At 43.0% G+C, this 20,583-nt stretch carries 20 protein-coding genes; 9 read left to right on the top strand and 11 right to left on the bottom strand.

Translation table 11 applies throughout. From position 1 onward, the window contains the following. Positions 1-53: 53 nt before the first annotated feature. The 3 genes from V7K27_RS15130 to hemF all read right to left on the bottom strand — a co-directional run bounded on the left by V7K27_RS15130 (position 54) and on the right by hemF (position 1,807). Positions 54-422, bottom strand: coding sequence for an STAS domain-containing protein (locus tag V7K27_RS15130; protein WP_292830645.1), 369 nt, complete (start codon positions 420-422; stop codon positions 54-56). 120 nt (positions 423-542) lie between these two features. Beyond that, positions 543-698, bottom strand: coding sequence for a hypothetical protein (locus tag V7K27_RS15135; protein WP_334948496.1), 156 nt, complete (start codon positions 696-698; stop codon positions 543-545). Positions 699-763: 65 nt separating this feature from the next. Next, entirely contained in the window at positions 764-1,807 is a 1,044-nt protein-coding gene (gene hemF, locus V7K27_RS15140; RefSeq protein WP_334948498.1) for an oxygen-dependent coproporphyrinogen oxidase, read from the bottom strand. A gap of 452 nt (positions 1,808-2,259) precedes the next feature. Here hemF and V7K27_RS15145 point away from each other — a divergent pair, with 452 nt between their 5' ends. Together V7K27_RS15145 and V7K27_RS15150 are read left to right on the top strand one after the other, a co-directional pair. Next, positions 2,260-2,784: an SRPBCC family protein gene (locus tag V7K27_RS15145; RefSeq protein WP_334948501.1), complete on the top strand. Its 525-nt coding sequence runs from the start codon at positions 2,260-2,262 to the stop codon at positions 2,782-2,784. A gap of 240 nt (positions 2,785-3,024) precedes the next feature. After that, complete coding sequence (locus V7K27_RS15150; RefSeq protein ID WP_334948503.1) at positions 3,025-4,095, top strand: Mrp/NBP35 family ATP-binding protein; 1,071 nt, start codon at positions 3,025-3,027, stop codon at positions 4,093-4,095. A gap of 46 nt (positions 4,096-4,141) precedes the next feature. On the opposite strand, the gene V7K27_RS15155 is transcribed toward V7K27_RS15150, so the two are convergent. After that, positions 4,142-4,285, bottom strand: a complete 144-nt coding sequence (locus V7K27_RS15155; protein ID WP_334948505.1) for a hypothetical protein — start codon at positions 4,283-4,285, stop codon at positions 4,142-4,144. Between the two features lie 36 nt (positions 4,286-4,321). Between V7K27_RS15155 and rodA the strand changes: the two genes are divergently transcribed. The 6 genes from rodA to V7K27_RS15185 all read left to right on the top strand — a co-directional run bounded on the left by rodA (position 4,322) and on the right by V7K27_RS15185 (position 12,385). Continuing rightward, on the top strand, positions 4,322-5,650 hold the full coding sequence (gene rodA, locus V7K27_RS15160) for a rod shape-determining protein RodA (RefSeq protein WP_334948507.1): 1,329 nt from the start codon (positions 4,322-4,324) through the stop codon (positions 5,648-5,650). 530 nt (positions 5,651-6,180) lie between these two features. Beyond that, entirely contained in the window at positions 6,181-6,378 is a 198-nt protein-coding gene (locus tag V7K27_RS15165) for an NAD(P)H dehydrogenase subunit NdhS (protein ID WP_334948509.1), read from the top strand. Positions 6,379-6,457: 79 nt separating this feature from the next. Beyond that, positions 6,458-7,114, top strand: a complete 657-nt coding sequence (locus V7K27_RS15170; RefSeq protein WP_334948511.1) for an HAS-barrel domain-containing protein — start codon at positions 6,458-6,460, stop codon at positions 7,112-7,114. A gap of 138 nt (positions 7,115-7,252) precedes the next feature. Further along, positions 7,253-9,391, top strand: a complete 2,139-nt coding sequence (locus V7K27_RS15175; RefSeq protein ID WP_334948513.1) for a cation:proton antiporter domain-containing protein — start codon at positions 7,253-7,255, stop codon at positions 9,389-9,391. A 528-nt stretch (positions 9,392-9,919) separates the two neighbouring features. Next, entirely contained in the window at positions 9,920-10,870 is a 951-nt protein-coding gene (locus tag V7K27_RS15180) for a UDP-glucuronic acid decarboxylase family protein (RefSeq protein ID WP_334948515.1), read from the top strand. Positions 10,871-10,993: 123 nt separating this feature from the next. After that, positions 10,994-12,385, top strand: coding sequence for a UDP-glucose dehydrogenase family protein (locus V7K27_RS15185; protein ID WP_334948517.1), 1,392 nt, complete (start codon positions 10,994-10,996; stop codon positions 12,383-12,385). Between the two features lie 712 nt (positions 12,386-13,097). Here V7K27_RS15185 and V7K27_RS15190 read toward each other — a convergent pair. Continuing rightward, positions 13,098-13,892 (bottom strand): LmeA family phospholipid-binding protein, encoded by a 795-nt coding sequence (locus V7K27_RS15190; protein WP_334948519.1) that lies wholly within the window; start codon positions 13,890-13,892, stop codon positions 13,098-13,100. A 399-nt stretch (positions 13,893-14,291) separates the two neighbouring features. Between V7K27_RS15190 and V7K27_RS15195 the strand changes: the two genes are divergently transcribed. Then, entirely contained in the window at positions 14,292-16,004 is a 1,713-nt protein-coding gene (locus V7K27_RS15195) for a DUF262 domain-containing protein (protein ID WP_334948521.1), read from the top strand. 113 nt (positions 16,005-16,117) lie between these two features. On the opposite strand, the gene V7K27_RS15200 is transcribed toward V7K27_RS15195, so the two are convergent. The 6 genes from V7K27_RS15200 to glyA form a co-directional block, all read right to left on the bottom strand. Then, positions 16,118-16,543 carry a type II toxin-antitoxin system VapC family toxin gene (locus tag V7K27_RS15200; RefSeq protein WP_334948523.1) on the bottom strand — a complete coding sequence of 142 codons (426 nt, stop codon included), beginning with the start codon at positions 16,541-16,543 and terminating at the stop codon, positions 16,118-16,120. Next, on the bottom strand, positions 16,540-16,761 hold the full coding sequence (locus V7K27_RS15205; RefSeq protein ID WP_334948525.1) for a hypothetical protein: 222 nt from the start codon (positions 16,759-16,761) through the stop codon (positions 16,540-16,542). The genes V7K27_RS15200 and V7K27_RS15205 overlap by 4 nt, the downstream gene beginning before the upstream one ends. 233 nt (positions 16,762-16,994) lie before the next feature. After that, positions 16,995-17,411: a type II toxin-antitoxin system VapC family toxin gene (locus tag V7K27_RS15210; protein ID WP_334948527.1), complete on the bottom strand. Its 417-nt coding sequence runs from the start codon at positions 17,409-17,411 to the stop codon at positions 16,995-16,997. Then, the gene (locus V7K27_RS15215; protein ID WP_334948529.1) at positions 17,398-17,682 is read right to left on the bottom strand and encodes a CopG family transcriptional regulator; all 285 of its coding nucleotides are present in this window, start codon (positions 17,680-17,682) and stop codon (positions 17,398-17,400) included. Before V7K27_RS15215 ends, V7K27_RS15210 begins: the two co-directional genes overlap by 14 nt. Before the next feature lie 30 nt (positions 17,683-17,712). Further along, the gene (locus tag V7K27_RS15220) at positions 17,713-18,963 is read right to left on the bottom strand and encodes a competence/damage-inducible protein A (protein WP_334948531.1); all 1,251 of its coding nucleotides are present in this window, start codon (positions 18,961-18,963) and stop codon (positions 17,713-17,715) included. A 124-nt stretch (positions 18,964-19,087) separates the two neighbouring features. Beyond that, positions 19,088-20,371, bottom strand: a complete 1,284-nt coding sequence (gene glyA, locus V7K27_RS15225) for a serine hydroxymethyltransferase (protein ID WP_334948533.1) — start codon at positions 20,369-20,371, stop codon at positions 19,088-19,090. Positions 20,372-20,583 lie beyond the last annotated feature (212 nt).

Consider the following 20,583-nt stretch of genomic DNA (forward strand, 5'->3'; position numbering starts at 1 on the left):
TATAAGTTTTGAATTAACTCCTCATTCCTCACTCTTAACTCCTAACTTGTTTCTTAGCTGGCAATGCTACGAGGCACACCTTCTAAAGCTTCCTCTTCTGTTTCAAAGATTTCAAAGACAGTATCCATCATCGTCACTTCAAACACAAGCTTGGCTTCTGGATGTACATTCGAGATGCGGAAACTGCCCTTGACTTTATCAGCATCACGCATCCCAGCTACCAAAGAGGTAAGACCGGAACTATCAATAAAATTTACCAGAGCCAGATTTACAACTACATGGCGGCTGAGTTTGGAAATACACTCTTGTAACTTCAGGCGAAATTGCCAAGCAGTGGTGATATCTAGGCGACCTGCTGGTGTCAGGACAATAACGGTGTTTCCGTCTTGGGTTGTGTAACTTTTTTGGTCTATATGAATCACTAAAGCCCTCCCCGTGGCATTCCTTTTCAGATTAACTAGTTACAGAATTTTCTAATGCTGTCACTTGAGATTAACAAGCTATAGCTAAAATTGTCACCTTTTTCTGTTAAGTGCTTACCTTTAGTAGTTTAACTCACCAAAATAGTGCTGAGTAGCAATTTTTAATGGGGAGTGGGGAGTGGGGAGTGGGGGAGATGAGGGAGATGAGGAAGATGAGGGAGAAATAACTCCAAACTCCTGTACAGACGCGATTAATCGCGTCTCTCCAAACTCCAAACTCCTGTACAGACGCGATTAATCGCGTCTCTCCAAACTCCAAACTCCAAACTCAGCACTCAGCACTATTGAGGTGGTGTCCAGTTGATCCAATCTTGGGGCTTGAGGAAGGTTTCATATAACTCAGCTTCAGGGGAATTGGGTTCTGGCTGATAGCCGTATTCCCAACGCACTAAGGGAGGTAGGGACATGAGAATTGATTCGGTGCGTCCGTTGGTTTGTAGACCAAAAATGGTGCCTCGGTCATAAACCAAGTTAAATTCTACATACCGTCCCCGGCGGTAGAGTTGAAAATTCCGTTGGCGATCGCCATACTCTATCCCATGTCGCCGTTCTACAATTGGTACGTAGGCTGGTAAAAATGCTTTGCCACAGCCTTGCACAAAGGCAAACAAATCTTCCCAATTGCGGGTTGCTGGTGTTCCCACCTGGTTGCTATAAATAGCCGCTTCCCCATTGGGATTTGGCCCGCGATATAAAGCACCCTCACCATCTTGGTAATCAAAAAATAGACCACCGACACCCCGTGTCTCATCACGATGTTTGAGGTAAAAATATTCATCACACCACCGCTTAAACACTGGGTAATACTCTGGGTGGTGTTGGTCACAAGCCTGTTTTAATGTTTTGTGTAAATGTGCCGCATCTTCAGCAAAGGGGTAATAAGGTGTCAAGTCAATACCACCACCAAACCACCACACTGGCCCCGCTTCAAAGTAGCGATAATTTAGATGAACTGTTGGCACATAAGGATTTTGAGGATGTAACACCATTGAAGTGCCCGTGGCATAAAAGCCATGCCCCTCTGCTTCCGGGCGTTGGGCTAAAATTGAGGGTGGTAAATGATCACCCGAAACTTCAGAAAAATTTACACCTGCTTGTTCAAATATTGCACCATCACGTAGCACGCGCGATCGCCCTCCGCCTCCTTCTGGGCGTTCCCAACTATCTTCGAGAAACTTAGCCACACCATCTAGTTTTGCCAATGATTCGGTAATTTCGTCTTGCAGCTGTTTCATAAACTGACTGACTCTAGTCTGAGCGTCAGTTGCTGGCAAAGACTTGGATGATTCTGCTGCTACAGTTGGTGTTTGCGAGTTGGTCAACATAGATTCCCGAACCTAAATTACAAATTCCAGAAAGCCACAAATTTCTTATCTTAAAATTTGGGGGAAACACGCGCCAACAATCAAGCTCTATTTGCCCAACCCGCTTTTTTCTTACTGGTTAAGCATTTATACGATTGATGGGCATCACTAGAGTTATTTTCCCTCAAATGCGTATACGCTTGTATATTGACTGAGTTTTTTTTGAAATTTTATTTTTAATTGGAATATTTTGGTATAAATACTAGACTTTAGTCGTAACCTTGAAGTATCAAGGGTTTGACTCCCTTGCTCAAAACTTCTTTGCCATATTGCTATGTTGGCTCTTGGCGTCTGTGCGGAATCGAGGCTTGCGATGTTTAGGGTATTTCGAGAAAGTTTTAATTTAGGGGTTGAGCATAGTTGGCCACCATACCAGAGTTACCAGAAAGTGTCTAGGGAGGAGGATTAGGAAAATGCAAGGTTGGTTATCCAAATTCATCCACCGCAAACGTCGTCGGTTTTGCGCTTCTCTGGTGCGGACATATCGAGAGATTAGTTCTGCTTCTGTAGATGAACTGTGGCAAAAAGTCGCTGATTTAACAGATGTTTCCTGGCATCCACTACTTAAGAGTACTAATGTCCCATACGGATTAGTACCCAAACCAGGATTGATTTTTCAAGCTGTAACACGTTTTTCGCCGATTCCCATTCGGATTTTTGTGGAACGCGTCAATCCTAGAGAGATGCTAAGTATCCGAGTGCTGGCGATTCCTGGGATAGAGGAACGTGTGACTTATCAAGTAGAGTCAACGGTTTGTGGTACTTGTCTTTTTTATTCTGTAACGCTACGGGGTTGGTTATCGCCCCTGATTTGGTCTTTATCCCGTCCTTATGCAGACCGCGTAGCACGGTCTTTAGTAGAGGCAGTAGAAAAGACGGCATTGCCAACGGTATCTGGTAAGAAAAAATCCCTTAATGATAGTTGTTTTGATTTTTAGATCAGGGGGAGTAGGGAGTGGGGAGTGGGGCATGAGGGAGGTAGGGGGTAGAAATAACCAATGCCCAATGCCTAAAGAAAGTTAAGATTCTATTAGGTGATAATGCAATTTGCTAAGTTTTATTACGGCAGTCACAGTGAAAACACTAACCTGACCTTGCTTAAGAAAGCATCCAGTTAATAGCTAAGATGTTCGCCACGAGTGTATTTCTTCATTTTCAATTTTGAATTTTAAATTTTTATGTACGATGTCCTCAACTCCCGCTCTGTCTTAGAAGTGTTGCGACCAGTGGAAGACCCAGAACTCCGCAAAAGTCTGGTAGAACTGAATATGATTCGCAACGTGAAAATTGACGATGGTAAGGTTAGTTTTACTTTGGTCTTGACCACTCCTGCCTGTCCTTTACGTGAATTTATCGTTGAAGACTGTCAGAAAGCTGTCAAAAAACTCCCAGGCGTTACAGATGTCAGCATAGAAGTGACGGCAGAAACACCGCAACAAAAAAGTTTACCTGACCGCACTGGTATTTCTGGGGTGAAAAATATCATTGCTGTTTCCAGTGGCAAAGGTGGCGTTGGTAAAAGTACGGTGGCGGTGAATGTAGCAGTGGCTTTAGCTCAAACTGGGGCGAAAGTCGGCTTGCTAGATGCTGATATTTATGGCCCCAATGACCCGACCATGCTGGGTCTAGCTGATGCCCAAATTACTGTGCGCTCAACCAAAACAGGTGACATCCTGGAACCTGCTTTTAATCACGGCGTCAAATTAGTTTCAATGGGCTTTTTGATTGACCGAGATCAACCAGTAATTTGGCGGGGGCCTATGCTCAATGGTGTAATTCGTCAGTTTCTCTATCAAGTTGAATGGGGAGAACTGGACTATCTGATTGTAGATATGCCACCAGGAACCGGAGATGCTCAGTTAACTTTAACCCAAGCAGTGTCGATGGCAGGGGCAGTAATTGTCACCACGCCGCAAACTGTAGCCCTGTTAGATTCTCGCAAGGGATTGCGGATGTTCCAACAAATGAATGTCCCGGTATTGGGAATTGTGGAAAATATGAGTTATTTTATACCCCCCGATCAGCCGGATAAGCAGTATGACATCTTTGGTTCCGGTGGTGGCTCCAAAACAGCCGCAGAATTGGGAGTGCCACTATTGGGGTGCGTACCCCTAGAGATTTCTACGCGAGTTGGTGGTGATAGTGGTGTGCCGATAGTGGTTGGTGAGCCAGATTCAGCTTCGGCAAAAGCATTAACAGCGATCGCTCTTACCATTGCTGGTAAAGTATCAGTTGCAGCCTTGACATAAATTAATTTTAATTTCTATCTGCTTTCTGGGCTATAGCCTGGGAATATTAGGGAGTGGGGAGTGGGGAGTGGGGAGTGGGGAGTGGGGGAGATGAGGGAGATGAGGGAGATGAGGGAGATGAGGGAGAATTATTGAACAAGTTTTTTCCTTGTCTCTTCCCAATGCCCAATGCCCAATGCTCAATGCCCAATAATTAAATGTAAAAGCTAAAGTCTAAACTGGCACAATGTTGTTAAAACGATCGCTCCCCAAAATTCGCTGGAAGTCTTGGGTTAAACCCTGGCATGATGTAGATTGGCTACTTTTTTGTTTGCCGATTGCTATCAGCATCTTTGGCGGCGTCATGATCCTCAGTACGGAACTGAAGCAGCCAGTAACTGACTGGTGGTGGCACTGGATGGTAGCGGCTATCGGCGTGCTTATAGCCCTGTTTTTATCTCGCACCCGTTACGAGTTCCTGATGCAATGGCACTGGGTAACTTATGCACTGACTAACTTCAGCTTAATCGCTGTGATGATTGCTGGTACTAGCGCTAAGGGGGCGCAGCGATGGATTAGTATCGCCGGCTTTAACGTTCAACCCTCAGAATTTGCCAAAGTCGGCATGATCATCACCTTAGCAGCTTTGTTACACAGGCGCACTGCTTCTAGCATCGAAGGTGTTTTCCGCATTCTGGCAATTACTGCTATACCTTGGGGATTAGTATTTTTGCAGCCAGATTTAGCAACATCACTGGTATTTGGTGCGATCGTTTTAGGAATGCTTTACTGGGCAAATGCTAACCCAGGCTGGTTAATTCTGATGATTTCTCCGGTGGTTGCCGCCATTTTGTTTAGTATATCTTGGCCTTTAGCAGAGCCGATAGTTTTATTTAAAGGATTAGCTTTTGGCCCATTAGCTTTTAGCGCATTAGGGCTAATTTGGTCAGTGGCGATGGCTATTGTGGGCTGGCGAACTCTCCCCTGGCATCGATTTGGTTTTGGCGCTATTAGTGCGTGGAGTCTGAATATCTTGGGTGGCGAATTAGGAGTTTTCGCCTGGAACCATATTTTGAAAGACTATCAAAAAAATCGGCTAACTGTATTCATAAACCCCGATCACGATCCCCTCGGTGCTGGGTATCACCTAATTCAATCTCGCATTGCGATTGGTGCTGGTGAAATTTGGGGATGGGGTTTGTTCAAGGGGCCAATGACGCAACTGAATTTCGTACCGGAACAGCATACAGATTTTATTTTCTCCGCAGTGGGGGAAGAATTCGGTTTTATTGGTTGTTTGGTAGTACTGTTTGTCTTCTCCTTAATTTGCTTGCGTCTACTGCATATTGCCCAAACCGCCAAAGATAACTTTGGCTCCTTGTTGGCTATTGGCGTTTTTTGTATGATCATGTTTCAGGTGATTGTGAACGTTGGCATGACTGTTGGTTTGGCACCTGTGGCAGGAATTCCCCTTCCTTGGATGAGTTATGGGCGTTCTGCCATGCTGACTAACTTCATTTCCTTGGGAATAGTAGAATCAGTAGCAAATTTTCGACAAAGACAAAAGTATTATTGAAGTCATTGGTCATTAGTCATTGGTCATTGGTCATTGGTCATTAGTCATTAGTCATTAGTCATTAGTCATTGGTCATTAGTCATTGGTCATTAGTCATTGGTCATTAGTCAAAGATACAAGAGTTTTTGGTACATACCTTGTCCCGCAACGCTTACGTGGGCGAAAAAAACTTTGTCTTTCATCGGACTAATTCAAACCACGTTAAAGAGCAATACAGTTCAGTTAAGCATTTCTTCCTTATCTTTCTTTGCGACGGCAGTCGCTACAACAGGGGGAACCCCCGCAACGCGCTGCCTCTCCTTTGCGGTTCGTTAATTGACTTTGACTAAGAGTTTTAGCCTTAACCCAAGCGTATTGCGTTAAAGAGTGGGTGTGGTACTCAAGGACTTTCTTACTAAGTAGCTAATGACTAATGACTCTCGCGTTGCGGTTTGATTCGTCATTTGTCCTTTGCAAATGACCAATGACCAATGACCAATGACTAATAAGAAGTATTAAGCTAGTGAAAGGAAACAAGCGAGGCTAAAAACATGATCCTGCCTGGAGCAACTGTTCGCGTCAAGAATCCCGCAGATACCTATTATCGCTATGAAGGACTCGTGCAACGCGTGAGTGATGGCAAAGTAGCCGTATTATTTGAAGGTGGTAACTGGGATAAATTAGTTACCTTCCGCCTGAGCGAATTGTCACTCGTAGAAACTACCGCCGGACGTAAAAAAGCCAAATAAGATTAGTCATTAGTCATTTGTCCGTTGTCATTTGACAAAAACTAATGACTAATGACCAATGACTAATGACTAAATTACCATGCGCCTCCCCTTACCACAGTTTGCTACTGGCGATCGCCATCCCAACCACATTGCGGAGGTGATTGAAACTACTAGTACGGAATTTTTAGCTCAGTGTTTGGAACCAAAAGATTTGAGCTTTCCCTCGATGCCACCCTTTGGTAGTTGGGTTTGTTCTGTAGATGAAGAATCTGGCAATCAAATTTATGCTGTAGTGTATTATGCCACAACTATGCCCATAGATTCCGTACACCGGGCGAGAGCTTTGGGGTTATCTTTGCAAGACTTACGGGAGGAACAACCCCAAATATTTGCCATGCTTAGAACAGAATTCCGGGCTGCGATCGTGGGATTTGAGCAGTCTTCTCAGAATCAAGGTTATAACCAAAGAATATATCAGTATCTACCACCCCGTCCGCCACAAATTCATCAAGCCGTTTATCGTTGCGAACCAGAAGCGATCGTTAAATTTACTGAAGAACTAGATTTTTTGCGGACACTGCTTTGTATTAATGGTGCGCCAATAGAGTCTTTGACCGCAGCTGCAATTCGAGATGTCTACCAGTTACGCAAAGCTGACCGAGAATGGCTAATTAAAGCTGGACGTAACTTGAGTGTGCTACTTAAAGACGACTACGATCGCTTGCGGTTCATTCTGAGTCAAATCCACCCGTAGATAGTTAATTCTCAGACAATTACCTAGTTAGTGTAAATTAAGATTTCTGATTGTTCGTCAGGTGGCTTCTCGATTTATCAATCAGGCGATCGCCCCAAGGTAATCGCAGTTTTCCCATAGCCCCTTCAATTCCTACCTATGGAACTCATATCACAAGTTCTTGTTCTGGAACCAACTTCCCAAGTTCTTGGCAAGGAACCAATTGTTCCCTTTGCTATTTTGCTGGTGGTTATCTTAGTTATACCGATCATATTTGAGCGGCTAAGATTACCAGGATTAGTGGGTTTGGTTTTCTCAGGGCTAGTACTTGGGCCTTCAGGCTGGAATCTACTTCAGTCTGATTCGCCGATGATTAACCTGCTATCAGACATTGGGTTAATTTACTTGCTGTTTGTCGCCGGGCTAGAAGTTGATCTAGAACAGTTCCGCCGCCAGAAAAGTCGTGCTTTTGGGTTTGCTAGCTTGACTTTCAGTATACCCCTAGTGATGGGAACCTTCGTAGGGCTGATTTTAGGCTATGGCTGGAATATATCAATATTAATTGGCTCTTTATTCGCTTCCTATACCCTTTTGGCATATCCGATAATCAGCCGTTTGGGAGTAGTAAACAACAAAGCTGTTAGCGTCACCATTGGAGCGACGATTTTTACAGATATTGGCGCAGTGCTGATCTTAGCCCTTTGTGTAGCTGTCGCTGATGCTGGAACATTCAGCTTTGCTAAACTACTCACCTTGTCGGGTTGGTTAATTATTTACTCAGTTGCCGTTGTCACAGGTTTTGATTGGGCAGGCAAAGAATTTTTCAAGCGGTCTGGAGACGACGAAGGAAACAAGTTTTTGTTTGTGTTGCTTTCTCTGTTTGTGGCGGCTGTAGGCGCTCAATTGATGGGGATAGAAAAAATTGTTGGTGCTTTTTTAGCGGGTTTGGCGGTGAATGAAGCTGTGGGTGAAGGCCCAGTCAAAGAAAAGGTGGTATTTATTGGCAGTGTGCTGTTCATTCCCATTTTCTTTGTTCACCTTGGCTTACTGGTCAATCTACCCGCCTTTGTGAACAACCTGGACACGCTGAAGTTAACACTGTTGATGATAGTCGGTTTGATTGTCAGTAAATTGATTGCAGCTTTGTTCACAAAACTGGTTTACCGCTATAAGTGGCAAGAAATGCTCACGATGTGGTCGCTGTCACTTCCCCAGGTTGGTACAACGTTAGCAGCAACCTTAGTGGGATATCGGGCTGGGTTGCTGCCACTAGAAGTATTACACAGTGTGATTATCTTAATGCTTGTCACATCAACTTTGGGGCCGTTGATGACCAGTCGAATAGCTGTTGGTTTGAATTCCTCGCCAGCCGAAGATCCAACACCACCTCTACTTGAACAGAAGGCATCAGAGACAAACAGTGCTTTTACTATAGTCGTACCTGTGTATAATCCTCAGACCGAGCAGTATTTGATTGAAATGGCGGCATTATTAGCGCGTCAGTGTCATGGTAAAATTATACCCCTGGCGATCGCTACTGCTGCTGCTCACATGGATGCACCCCAGTTAGAAACGTCTCTACAACGGAGTGAGCGGTTATTAACCAAAGCCACGGCACACAGTCGAATATTGGGCGTAGCCGCAGAACCAATGCTGCGAATTGATGATGCTTTTGCTCAAGGAATTAGCAGAGCAGCTCGTGAACAAAAGGCTAATTTAATTGTTATGGGTTGGGGTAAACGGACTGGATTACGAGCGCGTTTATTTGGGAATGTGATTGATGGTGTGCTTTGGGCATCCCATTGTCCAGTCGCGGTGACACGTTTAGTAGAATCACCGAAAAAAATTCAGCGCATCTTAGTACCAGTAGAAAACTTAACAGCACCGACATTACAGCCTGTGCTATTTGCCCAGATGTTGGCAGAGGCAAATCAGAGCCACATTACGGTGCTGAATGTGTGCGATCGCCGCACTAGTTCCAGTAAAATTGCTTGGAGGCGATCGCATCTCTCCCTATTGGTATCTAAATTAGCTTTGGCCAATACCCCAGAAATTCAAATCATCGCTCATGAAAATGTTGCTCAAGCAATTTTGCAAGCAGCACGATTATATGATTTAGTCGTTTTACCTTTTATACGTAATCGTACCAGTCCTGGAGGGTTCGCCATTAGCGATGTCACAACCCAGTTAGCCAGACAAATCAACTGCTCCATTGTCATGCTTGGAGAACCGCAACGCACTCAAACCACAAATGTAGTTATGTCGAACACGATTACCAGCATTACATCTGCTGTATGATTGAGTGGATTTAGACTGCATCGCGTAGCCCGCACTTCGGCAAGTAGCTCAGGGCATCAAAACCTCACCCAAGATTACCCAAGGGTAAATCTTTCCCTCTCCTTACTAAGGAGAGGGACAGGTTTTGCGTAGCAGAACCAGGGTGAGGTTTTTCAATATTTTTGGGTAATTCGATAACTTGTGTGTACACCGTAGCCTTTTAGGGAAAGGAATGGAATCGGGGTTTTAAGAATAAGTTGCACATCGCGTGTACTAACCATAAAAACACTCTATTTTATTGAAGATTTGATGAACTTTAGGTGGAAGACTGACAACTTTGAGACTAAATTTGGTATTTTGCTAATTAAATTGTTAAGCAAAAAGGTAAAAATATTACAAAACTACATCCGTAGAAAAATAAGTAAGTTCAACAACACTTTTTGATTGAGCCTTGTTATTTTTTTTCGTTTTGTATTTTTGTCTCCAAGCTGGGTAATCTAAAAGTAAGTGCGATCGCTACTGAAAATATTTGTAAGTAACTGGGAAACTATGAGAATTTTGGTGACGGGCGGTGCTGGGTTTATTGGTTCCCATCTCATCGACCGATTAATGAGCGATGGGCATGAATTAATATGCTTGGATAATTTTTACACTGGTCATAAACGCAACATCCTTAAATGGTTAGGTCATCCGTACTTTGAACTGATCCGCCACGATATTACCGAACCAATTCGGTTAGAAGTGGATCAAATTTATCATTTAGCTTGTCCTGCTTCACCGATACATTACCAGTACAACCCAGTTAAAACCGTTAAAACTAACGTGATTGGAACGCTGAATATGTTGGGGCTGGCTAAACGGGTGAAAGCGAGGTTTTTCTTGGCTTCAACTAGCGAAGTATACGGAGATCCAGAAGTTCATCCGCAACCTGAAGAGTATAGGGGTAGCGTTAATCCCATTGGCATACGTTCATGCTACGACGAAGGTAAAAGAATTGCTGAGACTCTAGCATTTGATTACTACAGGCAAAATAAAGTTGATATTCGAGTTGCTCGGATTTTCAACACTTACGGGCCGAGAATGTTAGAAAACGATGGTCGGGTGGTGAGCAACTTTATAGTTCAAGCCTTGCGGGGTACTCCTTTAACCGTTTACGGCGATGGTTCGCAAACTCGTAGTTTCTGCTACGTTTCCGATTTGGTGGAAGGATTCATCCGCCTCATGAATGGGGAGTACATTGGCCCAGTAAACCTAGGTAATCCTGGTGAATACACGATTTTACAATTGGCGCAAGCTGTGCAAAACATGATCAACCCGGACGCGCAAATTAAGTTCGAGTCACTACCTTCAGACGATCCCCGACGTCGCCAGCCTGATATTACCAAAGCAAAAACTTGGTTAAATTGGGAACCTACCATTGCTCTGCAAGAGGGACTAAAACTAACAATAGAAGATTTTAGCGATCGCATTCAAGGCGATGCCAAGAATTCAACCACCTAAGTGGCGCCCAGCGTCCCTGGGAATTTTCATCCAGGCTGACCCTATCAGTAGCTAGTATGCTTAGTGGCTGAGTTGACTGTCAGTGTATAAAAGACTAACCCAAAAAAAGTGAGGAGTTAAAAAATGCGTGTTTGCGTGATTGGTACTGGTTACGTTGGTTTAGTTACAGGTGCTTGCTTGGCTCATGTTGGGCATGATGTAATTTGCGTAGACAACAACGAAGAAAAAGTTAAGTTAATGAAGTCTGGGCAGTCGCCAATTTTTGAGCCGGGACTCTCAGAAATTATGCAGTCTGCCATTCAAACAGAGAAGATTCATTTTACTAGTGATATCGCTGCCGGAGTTACCCACGGGGAAATTCTGTTTATTGCTGTGGGAACACCACCTTTACCCACTGGTGAAAGTGATACTCGTTACGTCGAAGCTGTAGCCCGTGGGATTGGGGAAAATCTCAACGGTGGTTATAAAGTCATCGTGAATAAATCCACAGTACCCATTGGCTCAGGTGACTGGGTGCGGATGCTTGTTCTAGATGGTATTGCTGAACGGCAGAAAACATTGGTACCCGCAGGTGGGGTATCGAGTGATGAGAAATTACTTCAGGTTGCAGCCGAGTTTGATGTCGTGAGCAATCCAGAGTTTTTGCGCGAAGGTTCGGCAGTTCACGACACCTTCAACCCCGATCGCATTGTACTAGGAGGCAATAGTCAAAGGGCAGTAGCCTTAATGCAGCAACTGTATGCCCCAATTGTGGAACGTAAGTACGCTGAGGATCAATCTTTACCCCCTGTGCCAATTTTGGCAACAGACCTGAGTTCGGCAGAGATGATCAAATATGCCGCTAATGCCTTTTTAGCCACTAAGATTAGTTTTATTAACGAAGTTGCTAATATTTGCGATCGCGTCGGTGCTGATGTCACCCAAGTAGCCAAAGGTATTGGTTTAGATTCTCGCATTGGTAACAAGTTTTTACAAGCTGGTATTGGTTGGGGTGGTTCTTGCTTCCCCAAAGATGTCTCCGCCCTGATTCACACTGCTGATGACTATGGTTATGAAGCCCAGCTATTGAAAGCTGCTGTCAGTGTCAACGAGCGCCAGAGGTTGATTGCTTTGGAGAAACTTCAACAAGTTCTGAAAATTCTCAAAGGCAAAACAGTCGGACTACTCGGATTGACATTCAAGCCAGATACCGACGACTTGCGCGACGCCCCAGCACTCATCTTAATTGAGCAGCTAAACCGATTGGGAGCCAAAGTCAAAGCTTACGACCCGATTATTTCCCAAACAGGTATGCGTCATGGTCTTTCTGGCGTGCTAGTAGAAACCGATGCCGAAAGACTTGCTGACGGCTGCGATGCTTTAGTACTCGTCACCGAATGGCAGCAGTTCAGCACTCTTGACTATGTGAAGATGGCAAAACTGATGGCGCACCCCGTTATCATTGATGGTCGTAACTTCCTCGACCCTGAAACACTTATCCGGGCTGGATTCCAATATGTAGGCGTGGGACGGTAGAGAGTTAGGAGTTAGGAGTTAGGAGTTAGGAGTTAGGAGTTAGAAGTTAGGAGTTAGGAGTTAGGAGTTAGGAGTTAGGAGTTAGGAGTTAGGAGTTAGGAGTTAGGAGTGATAAATAAAAATTAAACCACACTATTTTGAGAACCATAGTTTTTAAAAGTAGTGGGAGCATCTTGCTCCCTGGTGGTAGTAGCGGGCAAGATGCCCGCACTACTCCAGAGCTCCCTGGTGGTAGTAGCGGGCAAGATGCCCGCACTACTCCAGAGTTCAAAATGGAGGAGGTTTAATACAACCTATAATCGAATACAGTTCAGTTAAGCATTTCTTCCTTCTCTCTGTGTTCTCTGCGCCTCTGCGGTTCGTTAAAAAAAATTAACTTTCACAAAGAGTTTTAGCCAGGGCTATTTCATTCTCATCTAGCCCGCCTCAGAATGAATTCTGAGTCTAATAGCGAAAGTCGTCTAAAGACGACTTAAGAATTGGTTATAGTCCGTTTTAACGGACTTTAGCTATAAGAAAAGGAACTTCAGTTCCGGGCGGTTTATGTCTAGAATGAAATAGCCCTGGAGTTTTAGCCTTAACCCAAGCGTATTGACCTATAACCAATAACTCCTAACTCCCTTCAAAACCTAAAAATTTAAAATACCGCCTAGAAGATTCTAGGCGGTATTTAATTTGTTTAATTTACTTTGCGTTTTTGCGTAATTTCATGTCAAGCGCTATGTGGAATACGCTCAATTTCAGCATATCCACTGAAAATAAGTTTTTGACCTTCAGTTTCTAATCGGTTTAGCCGCATTTTCACTCCATCCAGGTCAAAGCGATCCAAATCGACCATATTATCTAAAATTTCTACCAACGCCACGCTCAAGGTTTGCGAGATTTCCCGTTGGGCTTCTGGCACTTGGTCAAGTTGAATTTTCGGATCTTTGAAAGAAACCCGCCGCCGCCTTTCAATGCCTATAGTTAGGATCATGCTCAGGGGGACGAGTTCGCCATTGTTTAAATCAGCTTTTGCTACAAGCTGTAAGCGATTTTCAGGTAATAGCTGTACCTGAACTTCGGTAAATGAGACTGGTTCACCGCCAGATAATGCTGTCAGGGATGGTACGGTGAGGTTAAGCAGGCGCTTTTTCACCAGTTCCGCATTAAAGGCTTGGTTGATGCCTGCTTCTGATAAAATTACCTGTGCGATCGCTTGAGTGGGTTGCTTAAGACTGAGTTTGCCACTTAAAACTGAGCCGAAGTCAATAGCCACCGCATCGGTTTCAAATGACATCTCCTCTACTGCGAAATCTTTCCGAATCACCAAGCCACGACCGCTCATTTTAAAGCTATCAATGCTGCCTTGCAAGAGCTTGCTGGAGGGGTAGCAGCGCACAAAGACTTCTACTGACTCGCTTTGGGTAAACATATGGCGAATCGTTTGGCTGGCGACTGTGTTGAGCATTCGCTCTCCCCAATCTGTGCCTTTAGGATCTTGTAAACCAGTAAGTCCGCCGAACATGTGGTTTTGGGTCTCTAGAAGTTCTTTGTACTTTTGTAACAAATTGTCAAGAATACAGCAAGCGATCCCCAGATTAATTGTGCTGATGCGTAGGTGTAGAATGGCTGATGGTTAATGAGGTAATGTATTAAATATTACTATTCATAAAGGTGCTGGAGGACGTAAACGCAGGTCAAACACGTTCTCTTGAGGAATTTAAACGGGAAATGCAGCAGAAGTCTGGTATTTCAGTGAGGAAAGTTATCAATAACTTATTAGTGGGAATACTTGAACTAGGATATCAGACAGCTTCTCACCACTGCTAACCATGACATAGCTAAATCTAGCCTAGCCGATTACGTAAGAGCGGTTTGTGCTGAAGCTTTGATACCTATAGTTTCCCAGTAACATACTAAAACCATGAAAGCTACTCAAACCAACTTTCTCAAGTTCTTAGAAGGCAACAAGCAATTAATTATACCCATTTATCAGCGTCCTTATAGTTGGAAAATTATCCAATGCCAGCAGCTATGGAATGATATTTTGCGTGCTGGAAATGATAATACAATTTCTGGACATTTCATTGGTTCGTTAGTTTACATGGTAGATAGTGTGTATCTGACAGCAGTAATACCTAAATTATTAGTTATTGATGGTCAGCAACGTTTAACAACGCTTTCATTACTGCTTTCTGTTTTAAGTAAAGCTATTAGAGCAAGCAATGAAGAAATTGATATTAGTTCTGAAGCGCTAGAGTATTATTATCTTTTCAATAAATTTGGGAAAGGTAGTGAACGATATAAGTTAGTTTTAAATCAGAAGGATAGAGAAACTTTAATTAGACTGCTAGAAGGTACAGAAATACCTGACGATAAATCTCAGCAACTTGTTGATAATTACCAACATTTTGAGAGTCAAATTCATAAACCAGACATTGACCTCAATGCTCTGTATCGAGGGATATGCAAGTTAATGATTGTAGAAATTTCTCTAGAGCGCGATCATGATAATCCACAATTAATATTTGAAAGTCTAAATTCCACAGGACTTAAGCTTTCAGAAGCAGACAAGATTCGGAACTATGTATTGATGGGACTTCAACCGGAGAAGCAGGACGAAATTTACAATCTCTATTGGCGTCCAATGGAGAAAAGCTTTGATAAAACCGAATATTCTGAGAAAAGTTTTCATAAAACCGAATATTCTGAGCTATTTGACCGCTTCATTCGGGACTATCTGACCATCAAATCTAGATCAGGAACTATTCCTAATATTGGAGATGTGTATAGTAGCTTTAAGATTTATGTACAAGATAGAAAAGATACTTTGATCAAAGAGATAGTAGCAGATGTTTACCTTTACTCTAAATATTTTGTAAAGTTAGCTTTTGCTCAGGAAACTGACCAAGAAATTAAGCAGTTAATTACGGATATTAATACTCTTAGGGTAGATGTTGCCTATCCATTTTTAATAGAAGTTTATGATGATTACATTCAAAATAAAATAGGACGGCAAGAATTTATTAGCATTCTCAGGCTTGTGGAAAGCTATGTATTTCGGCGGAGTATCTGTGGCATTCCTACTAGCTCTATGAACAAGAGTTTTGCCACTTTAAGCCGAGAAATTGACCGAGAAAACTACCTAGAAAGTTTACAGATTGCTTTGGGTGGTAAAAAGAGTTACAAAAGATTTCCAGGTGATGAAGAGTTTCGTCGAGAGTTGATAGTTAAGGATATTTACAACTTTCGCGGTTGCAACTATCTACTTCGTAAACTAGAAAATTATGAGCATAAAGAGTTAGTCAATGTTCCAAAATATACTATTGAGCATATCATGCCACAAAATTCCAATCTTTCTTTAGAATGGCAGGCAGATTTGGGAGAACAATGGAAAGAAATTCGAGCTAAGTATCTACACACTATTGGCAATCTAACTCTAACTGGATATAACCCGGAGTTGAGCGATCGCCCGTTTATAGAGAAGCGGGATATAAATGGTGGATTCGCAGATAGTCCTCTACGTCTGAATCGGGGGTTGCAACATCTGAAACAATGGAACGAAACAGAAATCAATAAAAGAGCAGAATCATTAGCAGATATGGCTGTTAAAGTTTGGTCTTCTCCATGTATGTGAAGTGAGGCGATCGCAACCTCTACTAGATTTTAAATTAGATAGTAGTGCGATCGCGAAGCCCTGACTTGTCAGTTTGCGCTTGTGGGATTAGCAGTTTGTATATGCCTATCTGACTAAGTTGATTTACTATCTAATGTTCTGTTTAATTCTCCAGGTGACATAACTGGAATTTCTGCATCCACAAAACCAGAAGCATCACGAGTTACAATTATGTCCACCCCATACGCTACTCCAGAAGCATACTGTACGGCATCCTCAAAATCTCGAAAATTTAGCGACAGTGCCTGTTCCAATACACTTTTGTCAACTGCACAAATGTGTAAATCAGTCAATATTTGAGCGATCGCATCTTGAGCAGCTTGCACACCTGCGGCTCTGCGAACGATATAGTAAATATTGGTGATTGTTGTTGCTGCGATAAACCCTTCAACCTCACCAGTGTCAACCTTCTCAAAAAGTCTCACCGCATCTACTACGAAAGGTTGCCTGTCTTGTAGGAAATCAATAATTATGTTTGTATCAATTAGGACTTTTATCACTTATATTTTTCGGTGAGACAAGTAACATAATCTGTTACAATATCTTCATTAATTGATACTGCTGTACTTTTAGCAATACCTCGCAATCGAGATAAATTCCCTTTCTTCTGTACTGAATAAGTTTCTTGCTTTAAAGATTCGAGTAAGGTTTGCACCAACTGCCAGCGTTTATCAATTGGTAATTGCAATGCTTGTTTTTGCAATTCTTGCAATGTCATTAGCTTTTTCCTACTTATATCTACTTTAGCTTAATTATAAATCTATCTGTGGAGAGCGGGGAGCATCCCAATGCAGGGCAAAAAGCCCACAGGAGCAAATACTATGGCATAAGATGATTTTTTATTAAATAGTAGTGTAGTTCCATAAATACGATAACCATCTTGCCAGAAGGATGGGAATTTTGCTCATAGCTGCATAATTAAAATAATTCGTAATTCGTAATTAAGTTTTTTTAAAATAGCATCAGATTTTCAAATGGATGCTGATTTTTGCAACGGTAAGTATTAAAATCTCTAAAATCTATCGACAAAATTCTTCCATGTCCCAGATTTTCTGCCAAAACCACTAACGAAGCATCGGCAAGATCCATTGGTAAGTCCGCATATTTTGCCATAAGTTCAGAAATGCGCTTACCATGATGCGATTGCAAATCAAAAACCGTAAATACCTCTAAAAATAAGTTATTGATAAAACTTACTTGCGCGTGCTTGCCCATCTTTGTTAGCAATAGATAGCAAGTTTCTGTAATAACAGCCCAAGTCGTAATCAGAGGTTCGTTGATATTGGCAAGTACTGTTATTGCTTGAGTGTGGTACAAGTCATTTCGATTTGCTAAGGCTAACCAAAAGCCAGTATCAACGATAATCATATTTAGCTTCTAAGCCATCTCTCAAAATTGATTTGTAATTTACAGACAGATCCGGATCTGCCTGATCACAACCAATAAAGCCTGTTTGAATTAGCATCGACAACGCGTTCTTTTGCTCCTGCTGAAGCTGCTGATAATACAATTCAATAGCAGACTTAATCACATCCGTTACTGCCTGATTAGTCTGCTGTTGGATGTAAGCTAGTTTGTCAGCATACTCTTCATCTAACCGTGCATTAATTCGCATCGTATCGTTAGGTTCGTTTGTCATACAAATTGTATGACAAACATAACATACCTTCTACCTGGTCAACAATTTCCGCCGCAAATTATCCAACGCTGCATTCGCACTCACATGACGAATTAAAGCTCTACCTCGCGCTGCACCAAACTGATACTCAAAACTTGCTACTTCATCTTTTGGCCCAGCTAAACCAACGTAAACTAAACCCACCGGCTTAATATCTGTCCCTCCAGTTGGGCCAGCAATACCAGTGATACTCAATCCCCAAGTTGTTGCAAGCCGGGTTTTCACCCCAACAGCCATTTGCTCTGCAACGATCGCACTTACCGCCCCAAATTTATCTAAATCTTCTGCGTTAACCCCCAGCAGCCCAACCTTCACGGAATTGTCATAAGAAATTACTCCACCCCAAAAGTAATCAGAACTTCCAGAAATCTCAGTCAACATTTGCCCTAAACCGCCACCAGTGCAAGATTCTGCCACCGAAAGCGTTTCTTTTGATGCCCGCAACAATTGACCGACCACGGAAGCAAGAGTATTATCATTGACACCATAAAAATCTAGTCCGGCAATTTCTTTAAGTTGTTTCTCAATGGGCGCAATTAAGGCTTCTGCTGCTGCTTCTGAAGTTGCTTTAGCAGAAACTCGCAATCTGACTTCCCCTTTACCTGCATAAGGGGCGACTGTGGGATTTGGCAACTTCAAATAGGAAGCAACTTTTTCCGCCAAAGCCGATTCACCAATACCCCAAAATTTTAAACTCCGGCTGTAAATAATTTCTTTACCCCAACCTTGACTTTTGAGAAATGGGACGGCTGTTTCTTCCCACATCGGGTGCATTTCACTGGGAACACCGGGAAAGGTAAAAATCGTGATTTCAGGGCGGGGTTGCCAAATAATACCGGGTGCTGTTCCAGTGGGGTTGGGTAGAATTTCCGCACCTTGAGGAATCAAAGCCTGCTTGCGGTTACTTGGTGACATAACCCGACCACGTTGGGCGAATTTCTGAGTTATGTCTTCGATGATATCAGAGCGTTCTACCAACGGGACTTTAAAAAAATCAGCGATCGTTTCGCAGGTGAGGTCATCTGGTGTCGGGCCGAGTCCACCAGTGAAAATGAGAATTTGCGCTCTGGAAATAGCAATTTCTATAACTTGCTTCAACCGTTCTGGATTATCCCCAACCACTGTTTGATAGTAATGGGGGATACCTAGTTGCGCTAATTGTTGGGCGAGATATTGAGCATTACCGTTGAGGATATCTCCAAGCAGCAGTTCAGTACCAACACAAATAATTTCTGCACTCATTAGATTGGGGAAGGGGAGTAGGGAGTGGGGAGTGGGGAGTGAGAATTTTAGATTTTAGATTTTGGATTAAAGAATTGAAATTTAATCCAAAATCGTCAATCCAAAATCTAAAATTGAATTGCCCTTATGCTAGGGCTGGTACTGGAATTTCCAGGTGAGGATATAAGGGGAAGCGATCGCACAATGCTGCTACCCGTTGCCGACAATCTTTGGTTACTATGTCGGAATCTGGAGAAAGCAGGCGATCGCTAATAATATTTCCAATCTCAGTAAATTCTGCTACTCCTAAGCCCCGCGTCGTCATTGCCGGTGAACCTAACCTCAGTCCACTAGTAACAAATGGCGATTGCGGATCAAAGGGGACTGTATTTTTGTTAGCAGTAATATTCACAGTACTGACTAGCTGATCCGCCTGCTTACCAGTTAGACCAATAGACCGTAAATCCACGAGCATTAAATGGTTATCAGTGCCATTTGACACTAGCTTTAAACCCCGATTTTGCAGTTGTTCTGCCAAAGTCCGAGCATTTTCAATCACTTGGGCAGAATAGGTTTTAAACTCAGGCTTCAAGGCTTCTCCAAAAGCTACTGCCTTACCAGCAATGACGTGTTCTAATGGCCCGCCTTGGTTGCCAGGAAAAACGGCTTTATCTAGCTTTTTACCTAGTTCTACGTCGCTGGTCAAGATTAAACCACCTCTAGGACCGCGTAGAGTCTTATGTGTAGTTGTTGTGACTACATGACAATGAGGAATGGGGTCGGGATGAAGACCACTGGCAACTAAACCAGCAATGTGGGCAATATCGGCAAGTAAGTAAGCGCCGATTTCATCAGCAATGCTACGGAACTTTTCAAAGTCAATTATCCGGGAATAAGCTGAATAACCACAAATCAGTAGCTTAGGACGCTCCCTTAGCGCCAGCTCCCGAATTTGGTCGTAGTCAAGTTGTTCTGTTTGTTGGCTGACACCGTAGTGGCTAACTTGAAACCACTTACCTGAGACATTTACAGGTGAACCGTGGGTGAGATGTCCCCCATGAGACAAATCCATCCCCATAATTTTATCCCCTGGTTGCAGCAGGGACAGGAAAACTGCAAAATTAGCTTGTGCGCCAGAATGAGGTTGCACATTCGCATGAGCAGCACCAAATATCTGTTTAGCGCGATTTATCGCTAGTTGCTCGATTTTGTCGATAAACTCACAACCGCCATAGTAGCGTTTACCAGGTAATCCCTCGGCATATTTATTTGTCAGCACCGAACCTTGAGCCGCTAGTACAGCAGCAGAGGTAAAGTTTTCACTAGCAATCAACTCCAAGTGATCTCGCTGACGCTGTAGTTCGTCGTTGATTAACTCCGCGATCGCTGGATCACTGGAGGTAAGAAAATCTGAATTAGTCCTAGTCACTTCAATTATCCTTGTGGAAATTTGTACAACGGCTGATTTTAGTTGGATACAGCACCTAACAGTCGATTTTCAAGAGTCTATAGCCCAAAGTCTATAGTTCAATGATTTTGACTGCTCTACAAAGGCGATTAATCGTCTCCGTAGTATTGAGGTTTATTTGTACCAACTTATTTATTATAAGGACGTTGCTTTTTGAAGCTGCGCTAAATAGA

The sequence above is a fragment of the Nostoc sp. genome, from assembly GCF_036919575.1.
Taxonomy (GTDB): Bacteria; Cyanobacteriota; Cyanobacteriia; order Cyanobacteriales; family Nostocaceae; genus Nostoc.